Source organism: Pantoea sp. CFCC18177 (assembly GCF_059412425.1).
In genome coordinates this window covers 48285-66553 of the sequence record NZ_JBNBPL010000029.1, presented here as the reverse complement: position 1 = coordinate 66553, position 18269 = coordinate 48285, and the positions used below count along the sequence as shown (strand labels likewise).

The window sequence follows — 18269 nt, the reverse complement described above, 5'->3', positions numbered from 1 at the left end:
ATAGTGAGTCTCCTCTGCTATGCCAATTTATAACTGTTACCCATGTGCCCGGTCTAAAGTGTTACCTATGTGCCCGGTTTGCACCTAAATGCGCACCCTACTGTGTTTGTAGGGTCGTCATTTATGGCGACCTGCCCGATGACCGCACAATATTGTTCGCCAACCTATCCGTTACCCCCAGCCTTTAAACAGCAAACTGGCATTCACGCCGCCAAATCCGAAACCGTTCGACAGCACATGTTGCATCGCCATCGGCTGCGGTTTTAACGCCACCAGATTCAGCCCGGCGGCGGCTTCATCGGGATGCAGGAGATTGAGGGTCGGTGGCGCAATCTGATCCCGCAATGCCAGGATCGAGAAGATCGCTTCGACTCCCCCGGCCGCACCCAGCAGATGCCCAGTGGCCGATTTGGTCGAGGTGATCGCCACATCGCTACCGGCAAACAACGTGCGGATCGCCGTCAGCTCGCCTTTGTCACCTACTGGCGTGGAGGTGGCGTGCGCATTGATATGCTGCACATCTGCAGGCGTAATCCCCGCCTGCGCCAGCGCGGCTTCCATGGCACGGCGAGCGCCCTCACCGCTTTCCGGCCCGGCGGTGAGGTGGTAAGCGTCAGCGCTGGTGCCGTAACCGACAAGCTCTGCCAGTGGTGTCGCACCGCGCGCCTGCGCATGCTCAAGTGATTCAATCACCAGCAAGCCAGCGCCTTCCCCCATCACGAAACCGTCACGATCGCGGTCAAAAGGTCGTGATGCTTGTTCAGGACGATCGTTAAAACCACCTGACATCGCTTTCGCGGCGGCAAAACCGGCCAGGCTGACGCGATGGATTGCAGCTTCCGTGCCGCCGCACAGCGCAATATCCGCCTCTCCGCTGCGGATCAGTCGTGCAGCATCACCAATCGCCTGAGCGCCCGCGGCACAGGCCGTGACCGGCGCCCCAATTGGGCCACGGAAACCATGCGCAATCGACACATGTCCCGCCGCCAGATTGGCGAGGAATGACGGAATGGTGAAGGGCGACAGCCGACGTGGACCGCGATTGGCGGTGGTTTCCACCGCATTGGCGATTTCGTTGAAGCCGCCGATTCCGGTGGCGATCACCGTGGCGGTACGCTGGCGCAGCGCCTCATCCTGCGGGAACCAGTTGGCTTGCGTCAGCGCCTCGTGCGCCGCGACTAAAGCAAACTCAATAAAACGATCCATTTTCTTGCGATCTTTCGGCGCGATCACGCGTTCGGGATCGAAACCATGCTGTGGATCTTGCTCCAGCGTTGGCACCTGCCCGGCAATTTTGCAGCTGATATCCTGCACCATCTCTTCCGGCAAAGCGCTGATACCGGATTTCCCGGCCAGCAGTGACTGCCATACGGCTTCGGTCCCGCAGCCAAGCGGCGAAACCAGCCCCATACCTGTAATCACAATACGTTTCATTGATAACTCCTTAAGCCGCGGGCTTTTTCATAAAGGGAACCAGCAGCGCGGCGATACAGAATCCGACCATAATTAGCCAGAATGCGTCCGAGAAAGCCTGCGTCCGCGCTTCGCGCAGGGTGAGTGAAGCCAGTGATTGCAGCGCCGCCGTGTGCGCGGCATCCGGGCTTAATCCGTTGAGAATCAGGGCTGCGGTACGCGACTGCAGATAGTCACCGAGTGACAGGCTGGCGCTGTTGAGATGGTCAGCGAGGCGGCTGTAATGCAGATTGGTACGGTCGTTTAGCACGGTGCCGCACAGTGCGATACCGATGGCACCGCCGAGGTTGCGCATCAGATTAAACAGTCCTGAGGCTAATTTTAGTCTTGCTGGCGGCAAGCTGCCGAGTGTCAGTGTGACCGTGGGCGCCACGGCAAACTGCTGTGCCATGCCGCGAAAGGCTTGCGGAAACAGCAGCTCTTTTGCGCCCCAGTCATGGGTGATGGGCACAAAGAAAAACATCGACAAGCCAAAACTCATCAGCCCAAAGGCCAGCAAAATGCGCAAATCGACGCGATTCGCCAGCCACGCATAGAAGGGGATCGATAAGATCTGAAAGATGCCGGTAGAGAAGATCGCCAGCCCGATCTCCAGTGCGCTAAAGCCACGTACCTGGCCGAGAAACAGCGGCGTGAGGTAAATGGTGGCGAAGATCCCGACCCCCGCCATAAACGAGAAATAGCAACCAAGGGTAAAGCCCGGATCTTTCAGCGCCCGCAGATCCATGATCGGCTTCGCATGATTAAGCGTGCGGATCACGAAGAATACGCCGCACACCAAGGCGATCCAAGCGGTGGTGGTAATAGTGCTGTCGTCAAACCAGCCCCAGCGCGGGCCCTCTTCTAACGTATATTCCAGACACCCTAGCGACAGTGCCAGCAACACAATGCTGAAGTAATCCGCGCCGCGCAGCAGTTCGCGGTTAGGCGCGTCGATCCTGACCAACAGCGGCACGGCAATAGTGATGTAAATGCCGGGAATGATGTTGATGTAAAACAGCCAGTGCCAGCTTAAGTTATCGGTAATCCATCCGCCGACCGTTGGCCCCAGCGTCGGCGCTAACGAGGCCAGTGCACCCACGGTGGCGGCAGCAATCACGCGTTGCTTACCGTGAAAAAATGCAAAGGCGGTGGTGAAGACCAGCGGGATCATCGATCCGCCCGCCAGCCCCTGTAAGGCACGGAAGGCGATCATGCTCTGGATGTTCCACGCCCAGGCGCACAGCAGGCTCATCAGCGTAAAGCCACAGGCCGAGGCAGCAAACAACCAGCGCGTTGACATCACGCTCGCCAGCCAACCGGAGAGCGGAATAATGATGATTTCCGCGATCAGATAACTGGTTTGCACCCACACGGTTTCATCATCGCCGGCTGATAATCCGCCGCCAATATCCCGCAGCGATGCCGAAACAATCTGGATATCCAGCAGGGCAATAAACATACCGATGCACATGGTAGCGAAGGCGAACACCTTCTTGCTTACCGGCATCTCTGCCGGAGCCATCAGCGGCGCGGCCACGCTGCTCATCGCATGTTTCTCTCATCAACCGTCACCGTGACGGATAAACCCGGACGCAGCAGGCCGAGCAGAGCCGCATCGCCATCCAATACAATACGCACCGGCACGCGCTGGACGATCTTAGTGAAATTGCCCGTGGCGTTTTCCGCCGGAAGAATGCTAAAGCGCGAGCCGGTGGCCGGTGACAAACTGCCGACATGGCCGTTGAACGTGCGGCCGGGTAAGACATCCGCCACAATGCGGGCCGCCTGTCCGGGGCGCATATCCGCCAGCTGGCTCTCTTTGAAATTGGCATCGACCCACAATCCCTGTGCCGGCACCAGCGACAGCAGTTGCGTACCGCTGCTGACATAGGAGCCTGACCACGCGCGACGATTGCCGACCACGCCATCAAACGGGGCGCGGATTTCCGTGTACTCAAGATTGAGCTTCGCCATCGCCAGTCCCGCCTGGGCTTGCACTAACGCCGCCTTCGCCTGCTGCTCGCGTGCGTCTAATACCTGCAACTGGCGCTCGGCAACGCGGGTATCGGCGCGGCTTTTGCTCTCTTCGGCTATGGCCTGATGGTAATCCGCTTGCGCATGGTCGCGAATCTGTTGCGACACCGCGGAACTGCTTGCCAGCGCACTGTAACGACGTTGATCCGAGGTGGTTTTCTGCGTCACCGCCTGTGCCGCCAACAATGAAGCGTGCGTACCGGCAATGGTGGCGAGCTGTAACTGGCGCGTCGCCGCGATATCACTTAACGCGGCTTGCTGTGCGGCGACTTCACCCGCCGCCTGATCCAGCGCCGCCAGATAATCCCGGTTATCCAGTTGTACCAGCAGATCGCCCTTTTTCACCCTGGCGTTGTCTTGCACCGCCAGCGTGTGAATGTAACCCGGGACTTTCGCCGAGATAGCGCTGATATCAGCCCCAACGTAGGCATCGTCAGTCGAAGGCATAAAGCGCGCCGTATGCCACCAGTAATAGCCATAGCCTGCCAGTGCCACGCCACCCAGCGTCAGCGCTAACAGCAGCGCCGATTTTTTGCGCGTGAGTGTCATGATTGCTTCTCTGCCAGCGCAGGCGGTGTGAATTTCTGCGTGGTATCACCGGCGCGTTTTTTCTGCAGATAGTCATGGCGATAGTGCATCATTGGCACCGCTGCCGGGCCCGGCACCATTTGGTATTTTTCCAGCGTCAGTGGCTGGCCATTCTCGCTATCGACCAGTTGCAGTTTCACCGGGCGCTGGGTGGCGGTTTCCACCAGCTGCATCTGACGTCCTTCCGGCGAAAAGTGCGTGCTGCCCCACTCGGCCAGCACCAGAATCACGCCGCGCAAATCACGTCCGGCGTGAGTCAGATGATATTCGTAACGCGCTGGCGTGGTGCTATAGCACACCTTCTCCAGCAAACCATCTTCCACCAGCTCTTTCAGGCGACGCGAGAGGATGTTCGGCGCGACGCCGCTGCTTTTCTGGAACTCGTCAAAGCGGGTAAAGCCAGCCAGCGCGTCGCGCATGATCAGCATGCTCCAGCCATCTCCGACGCGACCCAGGCTGCGGGCGATAGGGCAAGGCATATGGTAAAGCGGTTCGTTTTTCATGAGAGGTATTCTGCAGGAGATTGGATGCGGAATACTGTCGCAAAGTCACTTTCATTTTGCAAGTAACTTGCAAAATGAAAGCAAGCCGTGTTCATTACCCAAAAAAAACGGCAGCCACATTGGGCTGCCGTTTTCGCATCAATATCATGAACCTCAGGTGCGCACGCGCAGTGCTGCCTCGATCTTATCGGCGATCTTGGTGACCACATAGGCAATCACCATGTAGAACACCACCGCGATCAGGAAGGCTTCAAGGTAGTAGAAATTCAGTGCCGCAGTGAGCTGCGCCTGAGCAAAGATATCCACCACTTCGATGGCAAACGCCAGCGACAGTGCCTTCATGATCACCATAAAAGCATTCGCCAAATCAGGGATCGCCGCCACGATAATCTGTGGGAACATCACCCTGCGGAACAGCTGACCCCCGCTGTAACCCAGCGATAAGGCCGCATCGGATTGCCCACTGTCGAACGAGTTCAGCGCACCTTTCCATACTTCAGCCTGGAATGCCGCTACGCAGGCACTCAGCGCCACAATGATGATCACCCAGTTCGGCAGCGAATGGGCATTGACCTCAACACCAAACAGCGTGGCAACAAAGTGCAGTGCCGGTGGCAAGCCGTAATAGGCGAGGAAAATCACCACCACCATCGGTACGCCTTTGAAGGCGATTTTGTAGGTGATGACTAACTGACGCAGCACCGGAATACGGCGATGTTCAATAAACGCGAACAAACCACCGAGCAGCGTCGAACAGATAAAGACCGTCACCGCCATCAGCAGCGTCACCGGCACAGCATCGAGAATGCTCCAGAAGTCCGGCAGCAAAACCTCAGCATCAAACATGGTTTTTCTCCCCTACTCAGACGCTGGTGGTGAACTTCACGCGCGCCGCAGACTTCGAGCTGTACTTCGCATGACGTTGTTCGAAGAAACGAATGATCAACCAGGCCACACCGCACAGCAGTGAATAGAGCACCGCCAACACCAGATAGGTGCCGAACTGATACTGGTTGTAATCGCGTTCCATAATTAAGTGCGCGGTCGCCATCACATCCGCCGCCCCGATGTACATCACCAGCGCCACGTTATGAATCAGATAGATAATCGCATTGCCGTAACCAGGCAGTGCGAAGTGCACCGCTTGTGGCCCAATCACACGCAGCATTTTCTGGCGGAAGCTGTAACCGAGGCTATCGGTGGCATCGTGCTGACCCCGTTCCACGGCGAGGTAGGCCGGGCGCATCACTTCCGACAGATAACCGCCGTGATACAGGCTCAGGCCGATCATCGCCGCGACGTTGGCGGTAAAGAAGTCACCAAAACCAAAGTTATCGGTAATCAGCGGCATGCCGTAAAAAGCGACAAACAGCTGTAACACCACCGGTACGCTGCGCGCGTAGGAAACATAGAGATCGGCCAGTTGGCTGATCACCGGGATGCGGCGCACGCGGAAAACCGTGGCGATCAGCGCCAGAAAGAACCCGGCAATCATCGCGACAAACATGATGCCGAGCGTCAAAGGCAGCGCCGACAGCAGTTCAGGAATCATGGAGGATAGATTCACGGTGAAACACTCCTGCTAAAAAGGACAGCATGCGCCCGGATTAATACCGGGCGCAGTGAATCTGTTACTTCATGTACTTCGTCACTTCTTCGCCGAACCACTTCTGCGCCAGCTTATCCAGCGTGCCGTCATCTTTCAGTTCTTTCAGCGCTTTGTTCACATCATCGTTCAGCGCCTGATTTTCAGCAGAACGGTGGATCAGCACATAAGTGTTGTTGATCACCACCGGCTCACTGGCTTTGATCGCCAGCTTCTGGTTGTCGATCACCGTCTGTTCACCGAGGTTTGAAGGCAAGATCAGCGCATCGTATTTACCGTTCTGTACTTCTTTCAGACGATCCGGGTAAGGCACGCCAGCACTGGAAGCTTTGATGGTGATTTTGTCGTTCGGGTTATCCTGCTGCCACTGGGTGACGAACTTATACACGCCACCGCCTGCGGTCACTGGCACGATATTCTTACCGACCAGATCTTTCATACCGTTGATATTGCTATCGCTGCGGCTGTAGATCTTCATCAGGCTGGCACCGATCGGTGCATCGGGGATCAGGAACTGTTTGCTGCGTGCAGGCGCCTTGTAATAACCGCCGGTCGCCATGTCGTATTTGCCGGTCACGAGGCCGGTTTCCTGCGCGATGTCTGCCGCGCCTTCCATGACAAATTTATACTGTGGCAGTTTCGCGTTGATGGCTTTCAGCACGTCCGGCTCGTAGCCCTCAGGTTCGTGGCCGATCGCGCCCCATGACAGCGGTTTGGATTCGGCTGCGGTGGCAATTTTGATGGTACGGACCGCGTCAGCGAAGCTGTTACCGCTGATCAGGGCTAAAGCGATGATGCCAGGCGCGGCCAGGCGACGTAATGTGGTTTTGATTGCAGGCATGTCTTTGATTCCTTTAATTATTAGAATGCTCGTTCTGAACTGAGGAACTGTGCAAGGCGCGGCAGGGTTGGGTTATCAAACATCTCTGTCGGACTGCCCTGCGCGGCCACCACACCTTGATCCATAAACACAATGCGATTCGAGATGCTTTTTGCGAACTGCATCTCGTGCGTTACCAGCAGCGAGGTAATGCCAGAAGACGCCACATCTTTAATCACTTTCAGCACTTCCCCCACCAGCTCAGGATCGAGCGATGAGGTCGGTTCATCAAACAACATCACATCCGGACGCACCGCCAGGGCACGCGCGATACCGGTACGCTGTAACTGGCCGCCAGACAGCTGCGACGGATAGTGATCGAGTTTGGCACCCAAGCCCACACGTTCCAGCTCTTGCACGGCAATATCGCGCGCTTGCTGTTTGGTTTTACGCTGGATCACGATCAGTGGATCCATCACGTTTTCCAGCACCGTCATGTTTTTGAACACGTTGAATTGCTGAAACACCATGGCGGTGCGCAAACGGATCGCCTGGATCGCCGCTTTATCTGGCGACTGGTAATCCATACGGATCTGATCCAGCTGGATAGTGCCCGCAGAGGGCTTGGCCAAGTAGTTAATGCAGCGCAGTAGCGTGGTTTTGCCGGTGCCGCTTGGCCCGATGATCGACACTACATCGCCGCGTTTAACCGACAGATCGACACCTTTCAGGATCGGGTTGCTGCCATAAGAGAGCGTAATATTGTTGAGTTCTAACATCTGGTGCAGCCCTTATTTGTTCAGGTCAGCATGGCCGAGCACATGCATCAGACGGTTGGCCCAGCCGAAAATGGCAATGGCGTGGATCAGATCGATAATCTCCTGATCGTTCATACCGACCGCGCGCAGTGCCGCTACATCTTCCGGCGTGGCTTCTGATGGCGTGACCGATAAACGACGAGCAAAGTGGTAGATCGCCGCATCACGTTCACCTAACACATCCGCTCTATCAAAATAGATGGCACTGACCACCGCGTCACTGTCGGCCAGCTGCGCATGGCGGCGCGCATGTACCACGGCGCAGTAGCGGCAGCCGTTCACGATCGATGCCCCCAACGCGCCCAGTTCACGATCGGCACGATCGAGACCGCCTTCGACATACATAATCGCGTTGAACAACCCGGTACGTGCGGTGTAGCTCTCCGGATCGTGCACCAGCGTGCGCACGTACTCGGAGATCTTCTTGTTGGATGGCGTCACCTTCATCGCATCCAGCTGGGCCGGCGTCGCTTGTTCGACGTCCACGGGCTGAATGTAAGGATGCCAGTGCAAAGGCTTGAGATTAACCGACGGAATCATGCAGACCTCAGCAGACGTAAGCCAGCCGCAACGCGCGTCTGGAAGTTAACAAAGGCAATCAGTTCAGAGAGCGCGACGATTTGCGGATTGCTCAAACCGGCCTGTTCCAGCAGGCGGATATGCTGCTCGGTGGCCTGAATTGGCTGCTGCGTCACCATGTCGGCATGACGTGCAATGGTCGCCAGCGGCTCTTCCGCTACGGCGCAACCCGAGGCCAGCGCCAGCAGAGCTTCAGACGGGTTTAACGCCGCCAGCTGTGCCTGATAATCGCGTTGCAGCGGCGCATCGTAATTCAGCACCGCCATACGCTGCGCCAGCGCCAGACGCAGATCCGCAGGCAGACCCTGATCGTCTTCCGGCGTAAGTACTGATACACGGCACGCTTCCGCACCCACAACAAATTCGGGGCGCAGGCGGCGCGTTTGATACAACGCATCTTCTGGTGTTAATCCGGCTGCTTGATCAATAGCGTCGCTCACAACGCGTTCTCCTGTTTGAGTAAGGGGGTTGAGTCCACCCATTCATCGCCCTGCAGTTCAGGGGTGTCAAAAGCTTGTAAGTTGGCGTAGTGCTGCTCCACGTCTTCGGCAAACAGTGAGGCAGTAATCCCGCGCACCAGACGATCGGCACCGGCGCTCACCGCCGGAATATCGCCGGAGACTTTGCCGTGCGTCAGCATCGCGGCATCGTTAAAGCAGTGGATGTGTGCCAGCATCGGGCAGGTGCCTGGCGACAGTTCACGAAATTCGAATGATGGGCCGAGGTCGGGCGCTTCCAGCATGCTGTGACGCGCGTTCCCCATTTCTGGCTGATAGCGACCATCAGACCAGCTGCGGATATGCGGTGCGATAGCCGCAAATTCCGGGCGACCGTGGAAATCGTTGGTGAAACCGGTGGCGGCAATCAGATAGTCGTAGTGCAGCGCACCTTGGGTAGTTTCGATGAGCAGGCCATTCTCTTCCTGTTTGACAGCATTGATGCCGCAATCGAGGAAGAAACGCGCATTTTCATGACGCGATACGCGCAAAGTTGAGGAACGTGGTGGCGGCGTTTGCGTGGCGGCGGTGTAATCGACAAACTTCCATTTCCACGCATCCGGCAGCTGGTGCATACCGTGCACCACGCCCTGGCTACCAATACCGGTCATCTTGTTGATGCGCGGCATCGCTTTGCGGCGAATCAGCAGATCCACCGCGCCTGCGCCCTGCTCCAGCGCCGTGGCGGCGTTGTCCATCGATGAAGCACCTGCGCCAATCACCGCAATACGTTTCCCCTGCAAGGCAGCAAAATCGATGTCATCCGCGGAGTGCGCCCAGAATTGACGATCGATGCCTTGCAGGAAATCCGGAACGGCAAAGCCGCCGAGACCAGAACGTCCCGTGGCCAGCACCAAACGACGCGTGTAAACCCGGCCGGTTTCGGCACCGTCCAGATCCAGCGCAATCAAATCCCCGTCCTGCGCGATATTGCTCACGCGCACGTTGTTATGCACCGGCAGATTCAGCACCTTGCGATACCAAATCAGGTAATCCATCCACTGTGCTTTAGGGATTTTGTCCAGCTCCTGCCATGCCTCTTTGCCCCACTGCGCGGTAAACCAGGCGCGGAAGGTCAGTTGAGCCAAGCCGAGTGCCGGACCGTGCAGGGTTTTCGGTGAGCGCAGGGTTTCCATACGCGCAAAGGTGATCCACGGACCTTCCAGCCCAGCGGGTGCGGCGTCATACGCCACCACATTACTGATGCCGGTGAATTGTAATTTGGCCAGTGCCGCCAGCCCGCACATGCCTGCGCCAATCACCACCACGTCGCGCACCGGTGCACTCAGATAGGTGCGTTCCGGTACCCAAGATTTGGCAGGCAGTTCCAGAAACTCCAGATCCTGTTGTAGCTGAGCTTCCAGCGCGGCAAGACCTTTAGCGGCATAAGTCATAGAGAGATTTCCCTGGTGTCAGCGATCGCCATGAGAGCGAGCGAAAACGGTTAAAATGCGTTGATGAAGCGACCCTTTTAATTATCTTTAAATCGCATAATGGATAGCTAACAATCATCAATACGCATAATAAGAACTAAGTTTTCGCATAATCCTCTTGCCCTAAATCGGAGTCAAGAAGTGCGCTCAGGATTTGACCAATGGATTTCTTATATCTTATGCCGGAAAAGTTATAAGCGTTGAAAATAAAGGGATTGTGCGAGACGGTGCGCATAAATGCGCACCCTACGAAGGACCGAGAAGGCTGTAAGGTCACCATTTATGGTGACCGCGGTTATCCGTTCTGGTTAATCACCCGCATGATGCGCGGATGTTCACTGGCAGGCAGACGTTCAAAGCCCGGCAGAAGCTGGGTCGCAGCCTCTGCCAGCGCCTCCACCAGCGCCAGTGCGGCACTGGAAATCTGACGCCCCTGCGGCGTAATCACGCCAAAGAAGTAGGGAATGTCTTCCTCAATCGGACGGATCGCCACGCCAGCCAGCGGCATGCCCCAACCCGTTACCGGTTCAAGGATCGCCACGCCCAACCCGGCACGCACGCAGCCAAGAATATTCGCCGAAGAGTTGGTTTCGATGGTTTCCAGCAGCGGCGCTTTCACCTTCTTCAGCGCTTTTTCATAGCGTCCACGCAGACGTTGCGGGCTCCAGGGGGCGATTAAACGGCGACCTGCCAGCTGGCTGAGGGATAACGTTGCCTGCGCCGCCAGTTCATCCTCTTCCGGTAGCGCAATCACGCACTGCGACTGCCCAATCCAGTGTAACTCTACCGCATGATGCTCCAGCGGCAAGCTGCACAGTCCAATATCGGCCTCTGCGGTGATCACCGCATGGGCGGTTTTTTCTGCGGATTCACTGAGGATTTGTACTTTGTTCTGCAAATTCAGCGCAGCCAATGCCTGCGGCAGTAATCCGGCAGCCAGGGCGGGCGTGGCGGCAATACTGAGTGGTCGATGCTGTTGATGCGCGATCTCCTGCGCGCGCAAGCGGATCTGCTGTAACGACAGCAAGGCTTTTTGCACATACTGATGCAGTTGCAGCGCCTCTTCGGATGGATGGATGCGTGGGCCGTTGCGGATAAACAGCGGATAACCCAGCGACTGCTCCAGTTCCTGGATCAAGCGGGAGACCGCAGGCTGCGAGCGGTTTAGCGCTTTGGCGGCTGCCGTAACACTACCCGCAGAGATCACCGCCGAGAAGGCTTCCAGCTGGCGCAAATCGAGGTCGTTTAACAGGGTCATCGCGTGGTTACTTCCCTAAGTCATTGATCGTTCCCGACAATCATGCGGGAAAAAATCCATCATAGAGAGAGTGATGAGAATTAGCCACTCTGGGCGGCGTAGAGCCGGTTTTCGCCAGGTGCGCATCAATGCGCACCCTACGGGAATGGGTAATACACAGGCATACCCTGCGCACACTGTAGGGTCGCCATTGATGGCGACCAGGTCAAATCACACGCAGCAGCTTTATCGCGTATTACTGTTGGCAAACTGGCTGACATTCTCTTTGGTAATAAGTTGATAAGGTATAAAGGTATCCTTTGCCACCTTCTCGCCTTTTACCAGACCGATCGCCGATTGCACTGCGCCATCGCCCTGACCTTTGGCATCCTGGAACACCGTCAGACGCATGTCGCCGCTTTTGATGAACTGTAACGCATCCGGCGTGCCATCAATGCCCGCCACCTGCACGTGCTTCGCGCCCGCCTGCTTCAACGCCAGAATGGCCCCAATCGCCATCTCATCGTTATTGGCAACGATGGCGTTGATGTCTTGTCCGGTGAGCAGCCAGTTGGTGGTGACATCATTCGCCTCTTTGCGGAAAAACAGGGCCGACTGCTTATCCAGCACTTTCATCCCCGGATGCTGTGCAATCACCTCTTCTACCCCTTTGGTGCGTTCACGGGTATCTTCGCCGGAGAGATTCCCCATCAGAATCATCACGTTGCCTTTGTCGCCCATCTGCTGCGCCAACGCTTCCATCTGCATTTTTCCTGCGAGGCGCGGATCGGAGCCGACATAAGCCATGCCATCACTCAACGGGGTTTCGGGTCGGCGGTTAACAAACACCAACGGCACTTTGGCTCTCTGAGCCAGGGCAATAATCGGCTTCATCGCTTGAGTGTCCGTGGGAGTGACGATAATGGCGTCCACTCCCTGACCAATAAAGGATTCAACCTGCTGCAGCTGCTGTGCGGAATCGCCTTTGGCATCTTCAAACTGCCCTTTCACATCACCGAGCTGCTTCATTTTGCTGGCCATGGCCTGACGCAGGATGGTCTGAAAATTATCGTCGAAATGATCCATGCTGACGCCGATGCTGAGATCTTTCGCCATCACGCTCACGGATAACGCGCACAGCAGTGCCAGCGCGGTTAGGTGTTTTTTGAATTGCATAATCTGACCTTATTTTTATGGATAACCAGGGGACAGAATCAGTGCCCAGATTACTCTGGATAGGCACCGGCAACATTCTGGTCGTAATCGATCAAGGCACCGGTCATCACACCGGCTTCATGACTCAGCAGATAGCTGGCAAGCCCCGCCAACTGCTGCGGTTTACATAGCTGCCCCATCGGCTGCGACGCTTCAGCACGCTCCAGCCAGCCATCGGTGGCAGCGTGGTACTTCCGTTGAGTGAGATCTTCGCCTGGGGTGTCCATCCAGCCTGGTAAAATGGCGTTACAACGAATACGGTTGCCGCGATAGGCATTGGCGACGTTTTTGGTCAAGGTTGCCAGCGCGCCTTTAGACGCCGAGTAAGGCGCCAGATAGGATTGCCCACAGTGTGCACACTGCGACAGGATATTGACGATCGCCCCGATACCTCCCTGCGCCAGCCGATGGCGCACAAAGCCCTGCATCAAAAAGAACGGCGCGCGCGCATTGGTATTAAACATTTGATCCCAGAGTGCGAGCGGCGTATCCACCAGCGTGCCTCGAGCGCCCAATGCAGCGGCGTTGACCAGCACATTCACATCACCAAAAGTGGTGACGGCTTTCTCCGTGAGTGCCAGACAGGCTTCGACATCCTGCAAATCCAGCGCCACAAACTGCGCCCTGGCACCTAACTCAGCCAGCTCAGCACTGGCTCGCGTGCCTTTTTCGGCATCGCGCCCCGCGAGCACCAGACGCGTGCACCCTTCCAGTACCAGTTGACGTGCGATGGCAAACCCCACGCCCTGGGCGCCACCGGTCACGATGGCAATGGTATTCGCATGACGGCCTGCGGTGTTATGCATGAGGGAACTCCTGATCTAATCCGGTGAGATGAAGTGTTTTGCCCAGTTTGAGTGATGCGGTGGCGGCTTCTGCCAACAGCGCGGCCTTCAGACCATCCAGCGCATTGACCGGCATCGGTGTGCCACTGCGTGCGCATTCAAGGAATAAGCGCATCTCTTCGATGTAGCTCGGCCCATAGCGCTCCATAAAGAACTCAAGGATCGGTGCGGCACAGCCCGGCGCCTGTGGTGTGTAGCGGGTGAAGCCTGACTGCCGTGGGTTATCGGACATCACCATGCCCTGCGAGCCAAATGCCTCGATACGCTGATCAAAGCCATAGCTGCAGCGGCGGGAGTTGAGGATAGTGACGAGGGTGCCATCCTCTGCCAGTAACGTGACGCTGGCGGTGTCCACATCCCCCAGTCGACCGATTTCAGGATCGATAATCGACGAACCGTGCGCAGTGATGCTGACAAACTCTTTGCCGACAATGCCGCGCGCCATGTCGAAATCGTGGATCATCATGTCGCGGAACAGGCCGCCTGAACGGGGAATGTATTCCAGCGGCGGCGGAAACGGATCGCGGCTGGTGAGGGTGAGCTGCTCCAGACGACCAATCTCACCCGCCTGCACCGCCTGGCGCACCGAAGCATGGCCGCGATCGAAGCGGCGATTGAAGCCGAGGAATACCTGCTGTGCGGCCTCGCTGCCGATGATTTCAATACAGCGCCGCGCCTCGGTTAAGCTGCTGGCAATCGGTTTTTCGCACAGCACCGGTTTCCCGGCATTGACCGCCGCGATGATCAGTTCCACGTGAGTATCCGAAGAGGTGGCAATCACCACGGCAGTGACGTCAGGATGGCCGATCGCCGCTGCGGCACTGGATGCCACGCCCGCACCGGTTTCTGCTGCCATCGCATCAGCTGCCGCGCTGACGGGATCGTACACCGTAACGATCTGCCCGCCGGCCTGGCGAATGGCCGCCGCATGCACTTTTGCCATGCGGCCCGCGCCGAGTAGCGCAATGCCGGTTAATTGCGTCATGTTTGACTCCTTAAATAAAAGGATTGATGGTTGCTTGGTTATTTACGTTATTTATATCGAATGAATTTAATTAAACAGGATGGTCTCAACGCCCTTTTATTTTAAAACCTCAGTTACACTCATTAATAAATCCCACTCACCTCACGAATTAAAAATTAAGTGATGCGGATATATTGATCAATCGCTGAATTGGCGGTAAACATTCATTCAATGAGGGCTTCCCTTCAAATCGGGGCTTTATTGTGACTGACATCAAAAAAACCACGTTAGATCAGATTGCTGCCGCTGCAGGCGTCAGTTTAAGTACCGTCGATCGGGTGATGAATCGACGCGGCGGTGTTTCTCCGGCCAGGGAAGCCAAAGTGCTGGAGTGGGCCAACAAGCTCAACGTGGATCGCGTGCTGTTTCGCGGCTATTTGCCGATGCTGCGCGTGGCGGTGCTGATGCAGTCGCCCAAGAATCCCTTTTATCGCGGTCTGCGTAATGCTTTCGCCGACATTGGCGCGACCCTGTCCGATATGCGCCTCAACTGCTTTATCCACTACCTCAATCTGACCAATCCGCAGGGCACCATTAAGCAGATCCACCAAATTGCGGCAGTCAACGACGCGATGATAGTGGTATGCCCCAACGATCCGGATGTCGCGGAAGCACTGCGCCAGATTTCAGGCAAAACGCCAGTGGTGACGCTGGTGACCGACATCCCCACCAGCGGGCGTATCGCCTATGTGGGGCCAGATAATCGTCAGATGGGACGTGCAGCCGGTGAACTTATTGGCCGTTTTTGCGGTAGCCAGGGCGGTGAGGTTTTAGTGGTGCTGGGTATGCAGCATATGATTGGTCATGAAGAGCGCGAGATGGGGTTCCGCTCGGTACTGCGTGAGCGTTTTCCACAGTATGCCATCAGCGAAACGCTGGAAAGCGGCGAGGATCAAACCCGTGCCGGTGAAGTGGTGCGACGGGCGTTGCAAAATAATCCGAATATCCGAGGTATCTATAACGTCTCTGCGGGCAATACCAATATTACTCAGGCAATAAAATCCCTCAAACTGGAACAGCAGGTGGTCTTAATTACCCATGAACTCACTACTGAGCGACGTCGAATGTTACGTGAGGGGGTTATTGATGTGATTATCGATCAAAATCCGCATGAAGAAGCGCGCCGCGCACTGGAGATTATTGCGGTGCATTTTAATCGCGTCGAAAATGATAAAAATACTGGCGGCTACACTCCGTTCAATATTTATATTCGCGAGAACTGCCCGCCGGAATCAGAATTCAGTTAATCGCTCATTACAGCTTTTCCGTGAGTTCGCGCTTGTTGTCATGCAACAGGCGCAGCATCTCCCGCAGATAATCATCTTCATTGCCCTTTTGCCAGGCAATGCTCAGTGGCAACCCTTTGATTTGCTCAGGTAACGACAGCGCGATATAGCTGACGCTGTCACTGTTCATGGTGCGGTAAGATGCGGGCACCACCGCGAGGCCCAAGCCTGCGGACACCAGGCTCAAAATGGTCTGCTTTTCTTCAGCGAACTGGGCAATATGCGGCGTTAATCCGGCCTGTTTAAACAAACTCATGGTGAGATCGTGACTGTGTGGGCGCGTGCGTCGGTCGGGAATGATCATCGCCTCATGTTGGAAATCCTCAACGCTGACCTGTGACCGTCCCGCCAGTGGGTGCTGCAACGGCACCGCCAGTACGCAGCTTTCTCGGGTGATAAAGCGCATCGCTAGCGAGGCATCCATTACTTGCGGAGCACGAATAATAATCATATCCAGCCAGCCAGATTTTAATTTCGGGATCAGGTTGATGGTTTTATCTTCAATAATATGAATATCACTGGTGGGATGTAACGGCAGAAATAAATTCAATAATGCTGGCACTATTCCACGTGCGGCGCTATCAATGGCACCAATACGCAATGTGCGGCGCTCATCTTTTAATCCCACTTTAAAACGCAATGCCAGCGCATCAAACTGATCGATAAGTTTGCTGGCTTCGTCAAAAAAGATCGCACCTTCCGCCGTGAGTGAAACATTGCGCGTCGAACGGTTCAATAACCGTACGCCGAGGTCCTCTTCCAGTAATCGAATGAAGCGAGAAAGTGACGCAGGCATCATTTCCATTCTTTGGGCTGCGCGCCCAAAATGGAGTTCTTTACCCACCGCAACAAAACAACGCAGTTGATTTATATCCACATTTCCCTCGCCATTCGATTATTCAAATACTTTATATAATCCACACTTAATGATCCGCCAAGGCAAAACTGCATACTGAACTCGATGACAAAAAAATAACACCACCCTACACAATCTGGAGCACTTTAATATGAACTCTCACCTCGAAAAAAGGGTGATGCGTAAAGTGACGTTGCGCATTGTGCCCTTCATCATGCTGCTCTACTTCATCGCCTTTCTCGACCGCGTCAATATCGGTTTTGCTGCGTTAACCATGAATCAGGATTTAGGTTTCTCACCCACAGTATTTGGTTTGGGTGCGGGCATCTTTTTCCTCGGTTATTTCCTGTTCGAAGTCCCCTCTAATTTAATTCTGCATAAAGTCGGCGCGCGCATCTGGATCGCCCGCGTGATGATCACCTGGGGCTTAGTCTCTGGCTGCATGGCCTTTGTGCAGGGCACCACCAGTTTCTACACCCTGCGTTTTCTGCTCGGCGTAGCGGAAGCCGGTTTCTTCCCCGGCATCATCCTCTATCTCAGCTACTGGTTCCCGGCCGCCAGACGCGCGCAGGTGACTGCCATTTTTATGGCGGCTGCCCCGCTCTCCACCGCACTGGGATCGCCGATCTCAGCTGCCCTGCTGGAGATGCATGGCTTCCTGGGTTACGCGGGCTGGCAGTGGATGTTTGTGCTGGAGGCCATCCCCGCGCTGGTGCTGGGCGTCGTGGTGCTGTTCTTCCTCACTGACCGCCCGGCCAAAGCCAAATGGCTGACTGACGAAGAGCGCGAGTGGCTGCAAAACACCATGCAGGCGGAAGAGCGCACGCGTGCCGCAGCTCAGGGGCACAGCAGCGTCTGGCGCGGACTGGCGGATAAACGCGTGCTGGCCCTGGCGCTGGTTTACTTCGGCACCTCCGCCGGACTCTACACGCTCGGCATCTGGTCACCCCAGATCATCAAAAGCTTCGGTGCCTCCTCGCTGGAGATTGGTTTCCTGAACGCCTTCCCGGCGGTGATCGGGGTAATAGGCATGATCCTGTGGGCACGCCATTCCGACCGCACCAGGGAGCGCAGCTGGCATGTGATTGGTGCCTGTTTACTGGCGGCGGCGGGACTGATTTACGCCGGGAACGTCAGCACGCTGTTTGCGGTGATCGTTGCCCTGACGCTGGTGACGGTTGGTATCAGCGCATCAAAACCGCCGCTGTGGAGTATGCCGACGCTGTTCCTCAGCGGCCCGGCTGCGGCTGCGGGCATCGCTACCATCAACTCTATCGGCAACCTGGGCGGGTTTGTCGGCCCGATGATGATTGGCGTCATCCGCCAGCAAACCGGCAGCTACACCTGGGGGCTCTATTTTGTCGCTGGTTTGCTGGCGCTCTCTGCCCTCGTTGTCCTGATTCTTTCTGCCCGCTCGAATAAACCCGAGACGGCTGAGATCCCCCAAACACATTAAGCAACTGGAGAAACAAC

The 18269-nt window shown here is 56.2% G+C and carries 18 protein-coding genes; 2 read left to right on the top strand and 16 right to left on the bottom strand.

What is annotated here, in order from left to right:
- Positions 1 to 171: 171 nt before the first annotated feature.
- From fabF to iolG, 15 genes are all read right to left on the bottom strand, one after another.
- Positions 172 to 1434: a beta-ketoacyl-ACP synthase II gene (gene fabF, locus ACPUC8_RS22560; protein ID WP_494927393.1), complete on the bottom strand. Its 1263-nt coding sequence runs from the start codon at positions 1432 to 1434 to the stop codon at positions 172 to 174.
- 10 nt (positions 1435 to 1444) lie between these two features.
- Positions 1445 to 3001, bottom strand: coding sequence for a DHA2 family efflux MFS transporter permease subunit (locus ACPUC8_RS22555; protein WP_494927392.1), 1557 nt, complete (start codon positions 2999 to 3001; stop codon positions 1445 to 1447).
- A complete protein-coding gene (locus ACPUC8_RS22550; RefSeq protein ID WP_494927391.1) occupies positions 2998 to 4038 on the bottom strand; it encodes an HlyD family secretion protein in 1041 nt (346 codons plus the stop codon). The genes ACPUC8_RS22555 and ACPUC8_RS22550 overlap by 4 nt, the downstream gene beginning before the upstream one ends.
- Positions 4035 to 4580, bottom strand: coding sequence for a winged helix-turn-helix transcriptional regulator (locus ACPUC8_RS22545; protein ID WP_494927390.1), 546 nt, complete (start codon positions 4578 to 4580; stop codon positions 4035 to 4037). The genes ACPUC8_RS22550 and ACPUC8_RS22545 overlap by 4 nt, the downstream gene beginning before the upstream one ends.
- Positions 4581 to 4733: 153 nt before the next feature.
- A complete protein-coding gene (locus ACPUC8_RS22540; RefSeq protein ID WP_034823323.1) occupies positions 4734 to 5426 on the bottom strand; it encodes an amino acid ABC transporter permease in 693 nt (230 codons plus the stop codon).
- Positions 5427 to 5442: 16 nt separating this feature from the next.
- Positions 5443 to 6132, bottom strand: a complete 690-nt coding sequence (locus ACPUC8_RS22535; RefSeq protein WP_197063286.1) for an amino acid ABC transporter permease — start codon at positions 6130 to 6132, stop codon at positions 5443 to 5445.
- 79 nt (positions 6133 to 6211) lie between these two features.
- Entirely contained in the window at positions 6212 to 7027 is an 816-nt protein-coding gene (locus ACPUC8_RS22530) for a transporter substrate-binding domain-containing protein (protein ID WP_034823325.1), read from the bottom strand.
- A gap of 20 nt (positions 7028 to 7047) precedes the next feature.
- Positions 7048 to 7785 (bottom strand): amino acid ABC transporter ATP-binding protein, encoded by a 738-nt coding sequence (locus ACPUC8_RS22525; protein ID WP_160833014.1) that lies wholly within the window; start codon positions 7783 to 7785, stop codon positions 7048 to 7050.
- Positions 7786 to 7797: 12 nt separating this feature from the next.
- On the bottom strand, positions 7798 to 8364 hold the full coding sequence (locus tag ACPUC8_RS22520; protein ID WP_039327134.1) for a peroxidase-related enzyme: 567 nt from the start codon (positions 8362 to 8364) through the stop codon (positions 7798 to 7800).
- Positions 8361 to 8843, bottom strand: a complete 483-nt coding sequence (locus tag ACPUC8_RS22515) for a CMD domain-containing protein (protein WP_039327130.1) — start codon at positions 8841 to 8843, stop codon at positions 8361 to 8363. The genes ACPUC8_RS22520 and ACPUC8_RS22515 overlap by 4 nt, the downstream gene beginning before the upstream one ends.
- Complete coding sequence (locus tag ACPUC8_RS22510; protein ID WP_039327127.1) at positions 8840 to 10294, bottom strand: NAD(P)-binding domain-containing protein; 1455 nt, start codon at positions 10292 to 10294, stop codon at positions 8840 to 8842. The genes ACPUC8_RS22515 and ACPUC8_RS22510 overlap by 4 nt, the downstream gene beginning before the upstream one ends.
- Positions 10295 to 10628: 334 nt before the next feature.
- A complete protein-coding gene (locus ACPUC8_RS22505; protein ID WP_058969024.1) occupies positions 10629 to 11591 on the bottom strand; it encodes a LysR family transcriptional regulator in 963 nt (320 codons plus the stop codon).
- A 225-nt stretch (positions 11592 to 11816) separates the two neighbouring features.
- Positions 11817 to 12746 carry a sugar ABC transporter substrate-binding protein gene (locus tag ACPUC8_RS22500; RefSeq protein ID WP_494927389.1) on the bottom strand — a complete coding sequence of 310 codons (930 nt, stop codon included), beginning with the start codon at positions 12744 to 12746 and terminating at the stop codon, positions 11817 to 11819.
- Between the two features lie 50 nt (positions 12747 to 12796).
- The gene (locus tag ACPUC8_RS22495; protein ID WP_494927388.1) at positions 12797 to 13591 is read right to left on the bottom strand and encodes an SDR family oxidoreductase; all 795 of its coding nucleotides are present in this window, start codon (positions 13589 to 13591) and stop codon (positions 12797 to 12799) included.
- Positions 13584 to 14615, bottom strand: coding sequence for an inositol 2-dehydrogenase (iolG, locus tag ACPUC8_RS22490; RefSeq protein ID WP_494927387.1), 1032 nt, complete (start codon positions 14613 to 14615; stop codon positions 13584 to 13586). The genes ACPUC8_RS22495 and iolG overlap by 8 nt, the downstream gene beginning before the upstream one ends.
- Positions 14616 to 14857: 242 nt before the next feature.
- On the opposite strand from iolG, the gene ACPUC8_RS22485 reads away from it, so the two are divergent.
- Positions 14858 to 15901, top strand: a complete 1044-nt coding sequence (locus ACPUC8_RS22485; RefSeq protein ID WP_058969013.1) for a LacI family DNA-binding transcriptional regulator — start codon at positions 14858 to 14860, stop codon at positions 15899 to 15901.
- Positions 15902 to 15908: 7 nt separating this feature from the next.
- Here the strand turns inward: ACPUC8_RS22485 and ACPUC8_RS22480 are convergent, their stop codons facing one another.
- Complete coding sequence (locus ACPUC8_RS22480) at positions 15909 to 16817, bottom strand: LysR family transcriptional regulator (RefSeq protein ID WP_494927386.1); 909 nt, start codon at positions 16815 to 16817, stop codon at positions 15909 to 15911.
- 130 nt (positions 16818 to 16947) lie between these two features.
- Between ACPUC8_RS22480 and ACPUC8_RS22475 the strand changes: the two genes are divergently transcribed.
- Entirely contained in the window at positions 16948 to 18252 is a 1305-nt protein-coding gene (locus ACPUC8_RS22475) for an MFS transporter (protein WP_039327106.1), read from the top strand.
- Positions 18253 to 18269 lie beyond the last annotated feature (17 nt).

Coding starts and splice junctions, on each gene's coding strand:
- fabF (WP_494927393.1), bottom strand. CDS start 1,434: ATGAAACGTATTGTGATTACAGGTATGGGGCTGGTTTCGCCGCTTGGC.
- ACPUC8_RS22555 (WP_494927392.1), bottom strand. CDS start 3,001: ATGAGCAGCGTGGCCGCGCCGCTGATGGCTCCGGCAGAGATGCCGGTA.
- ACPUC8_RS22550 (WP_494927391.1), bottom strand. CDS start 4,038: ATGACACTCACGCGCAAAAAATCGGCGCTGCTGTTAGCGCTGACGCTG.
- ACPUC8_RS22545 (WP_494927390.1), bottom strand. CDS start 4,580: ATGAAAAACGAACCGCTTTACCATATGCCTTGCCCTATCGCCCGCAGC.
- ACPUC8_RS22540 (WP_034823323.1), bottom strand. CDS start 5,426: ATGTTTGATGCTGAGGTTTTGCTGCCGGACTTCTGGAGCATTCTCGAT.
- ACPUC8_RS22535 (WP_197063286.1), bottom strand. CDS start 6,132: ATGATTCCTGAACTGCTGTCGGCGCTGCCTTTGACGCTCGGCATCATG.
- ACPUC8_RS22530 (WP_034823325.1), bottom strand. CDS start 7,027: ATGCCTGCAATCAAAACCACATTACGTCGCCTGGCCGCGCCTGGCATC.
- ACPUC8_RS22525 (WP_160833014.1), bottom strand. CDS start 7,785: ATGTTAGAACTCAACAATATTACGCTCTCTTATGGCAGCAACCCGATC.
- ACPUC8_RS22520 (WP_039327134.1), bottom strand. CDS start 8,364: ATGATTCCGTCGGTTAATCTCAAGCCTTTGCACTGGCATCCTTACATT.
- ACPUC8_RS22510 (WP_039327127.1), bottom strand. CDS start 10,294: ATGACTTATGCCGCTAAAGGTCTTGCCGCGCTGGAAGCTCAGCTACAA.
- ACPUC8_RS22505 (WP_058969024.1), bottom strand. CDS start 11,591: ATGACCCTGTTAAACGACCTCGATTTGCGCCAGCTGGAAGCCTTCTCG.
- ACPUC8_RS22500 (WP_494927389.1), bottom strand. CDS start 12,746: ATGCAATTCAAAAAACACCTAACCGCGCTGGCACTGCTGTGCGCGTTA.
- ACPUC8_RS22495 (WP_494927388.1), bottom strand. CDS start 13,591: ATGCATAACACCGCAGGCCGTCATGCGAATACCATTGCCATCGTGACC.
- iolG (WP_494927387.1), bottom strand. CDS start 14,615: ATGACGCAATTAACCGGCATTGCGCTACTCGGCGCGGGCCGCATGGCA.
- ACPUC8_RS22475 (WP_039327106.1), top strand. CDS start 16,948: ATGAACTCTCACCTCGAAAAAAGGGTGATGCGTAAAGTGACGTTGCGC.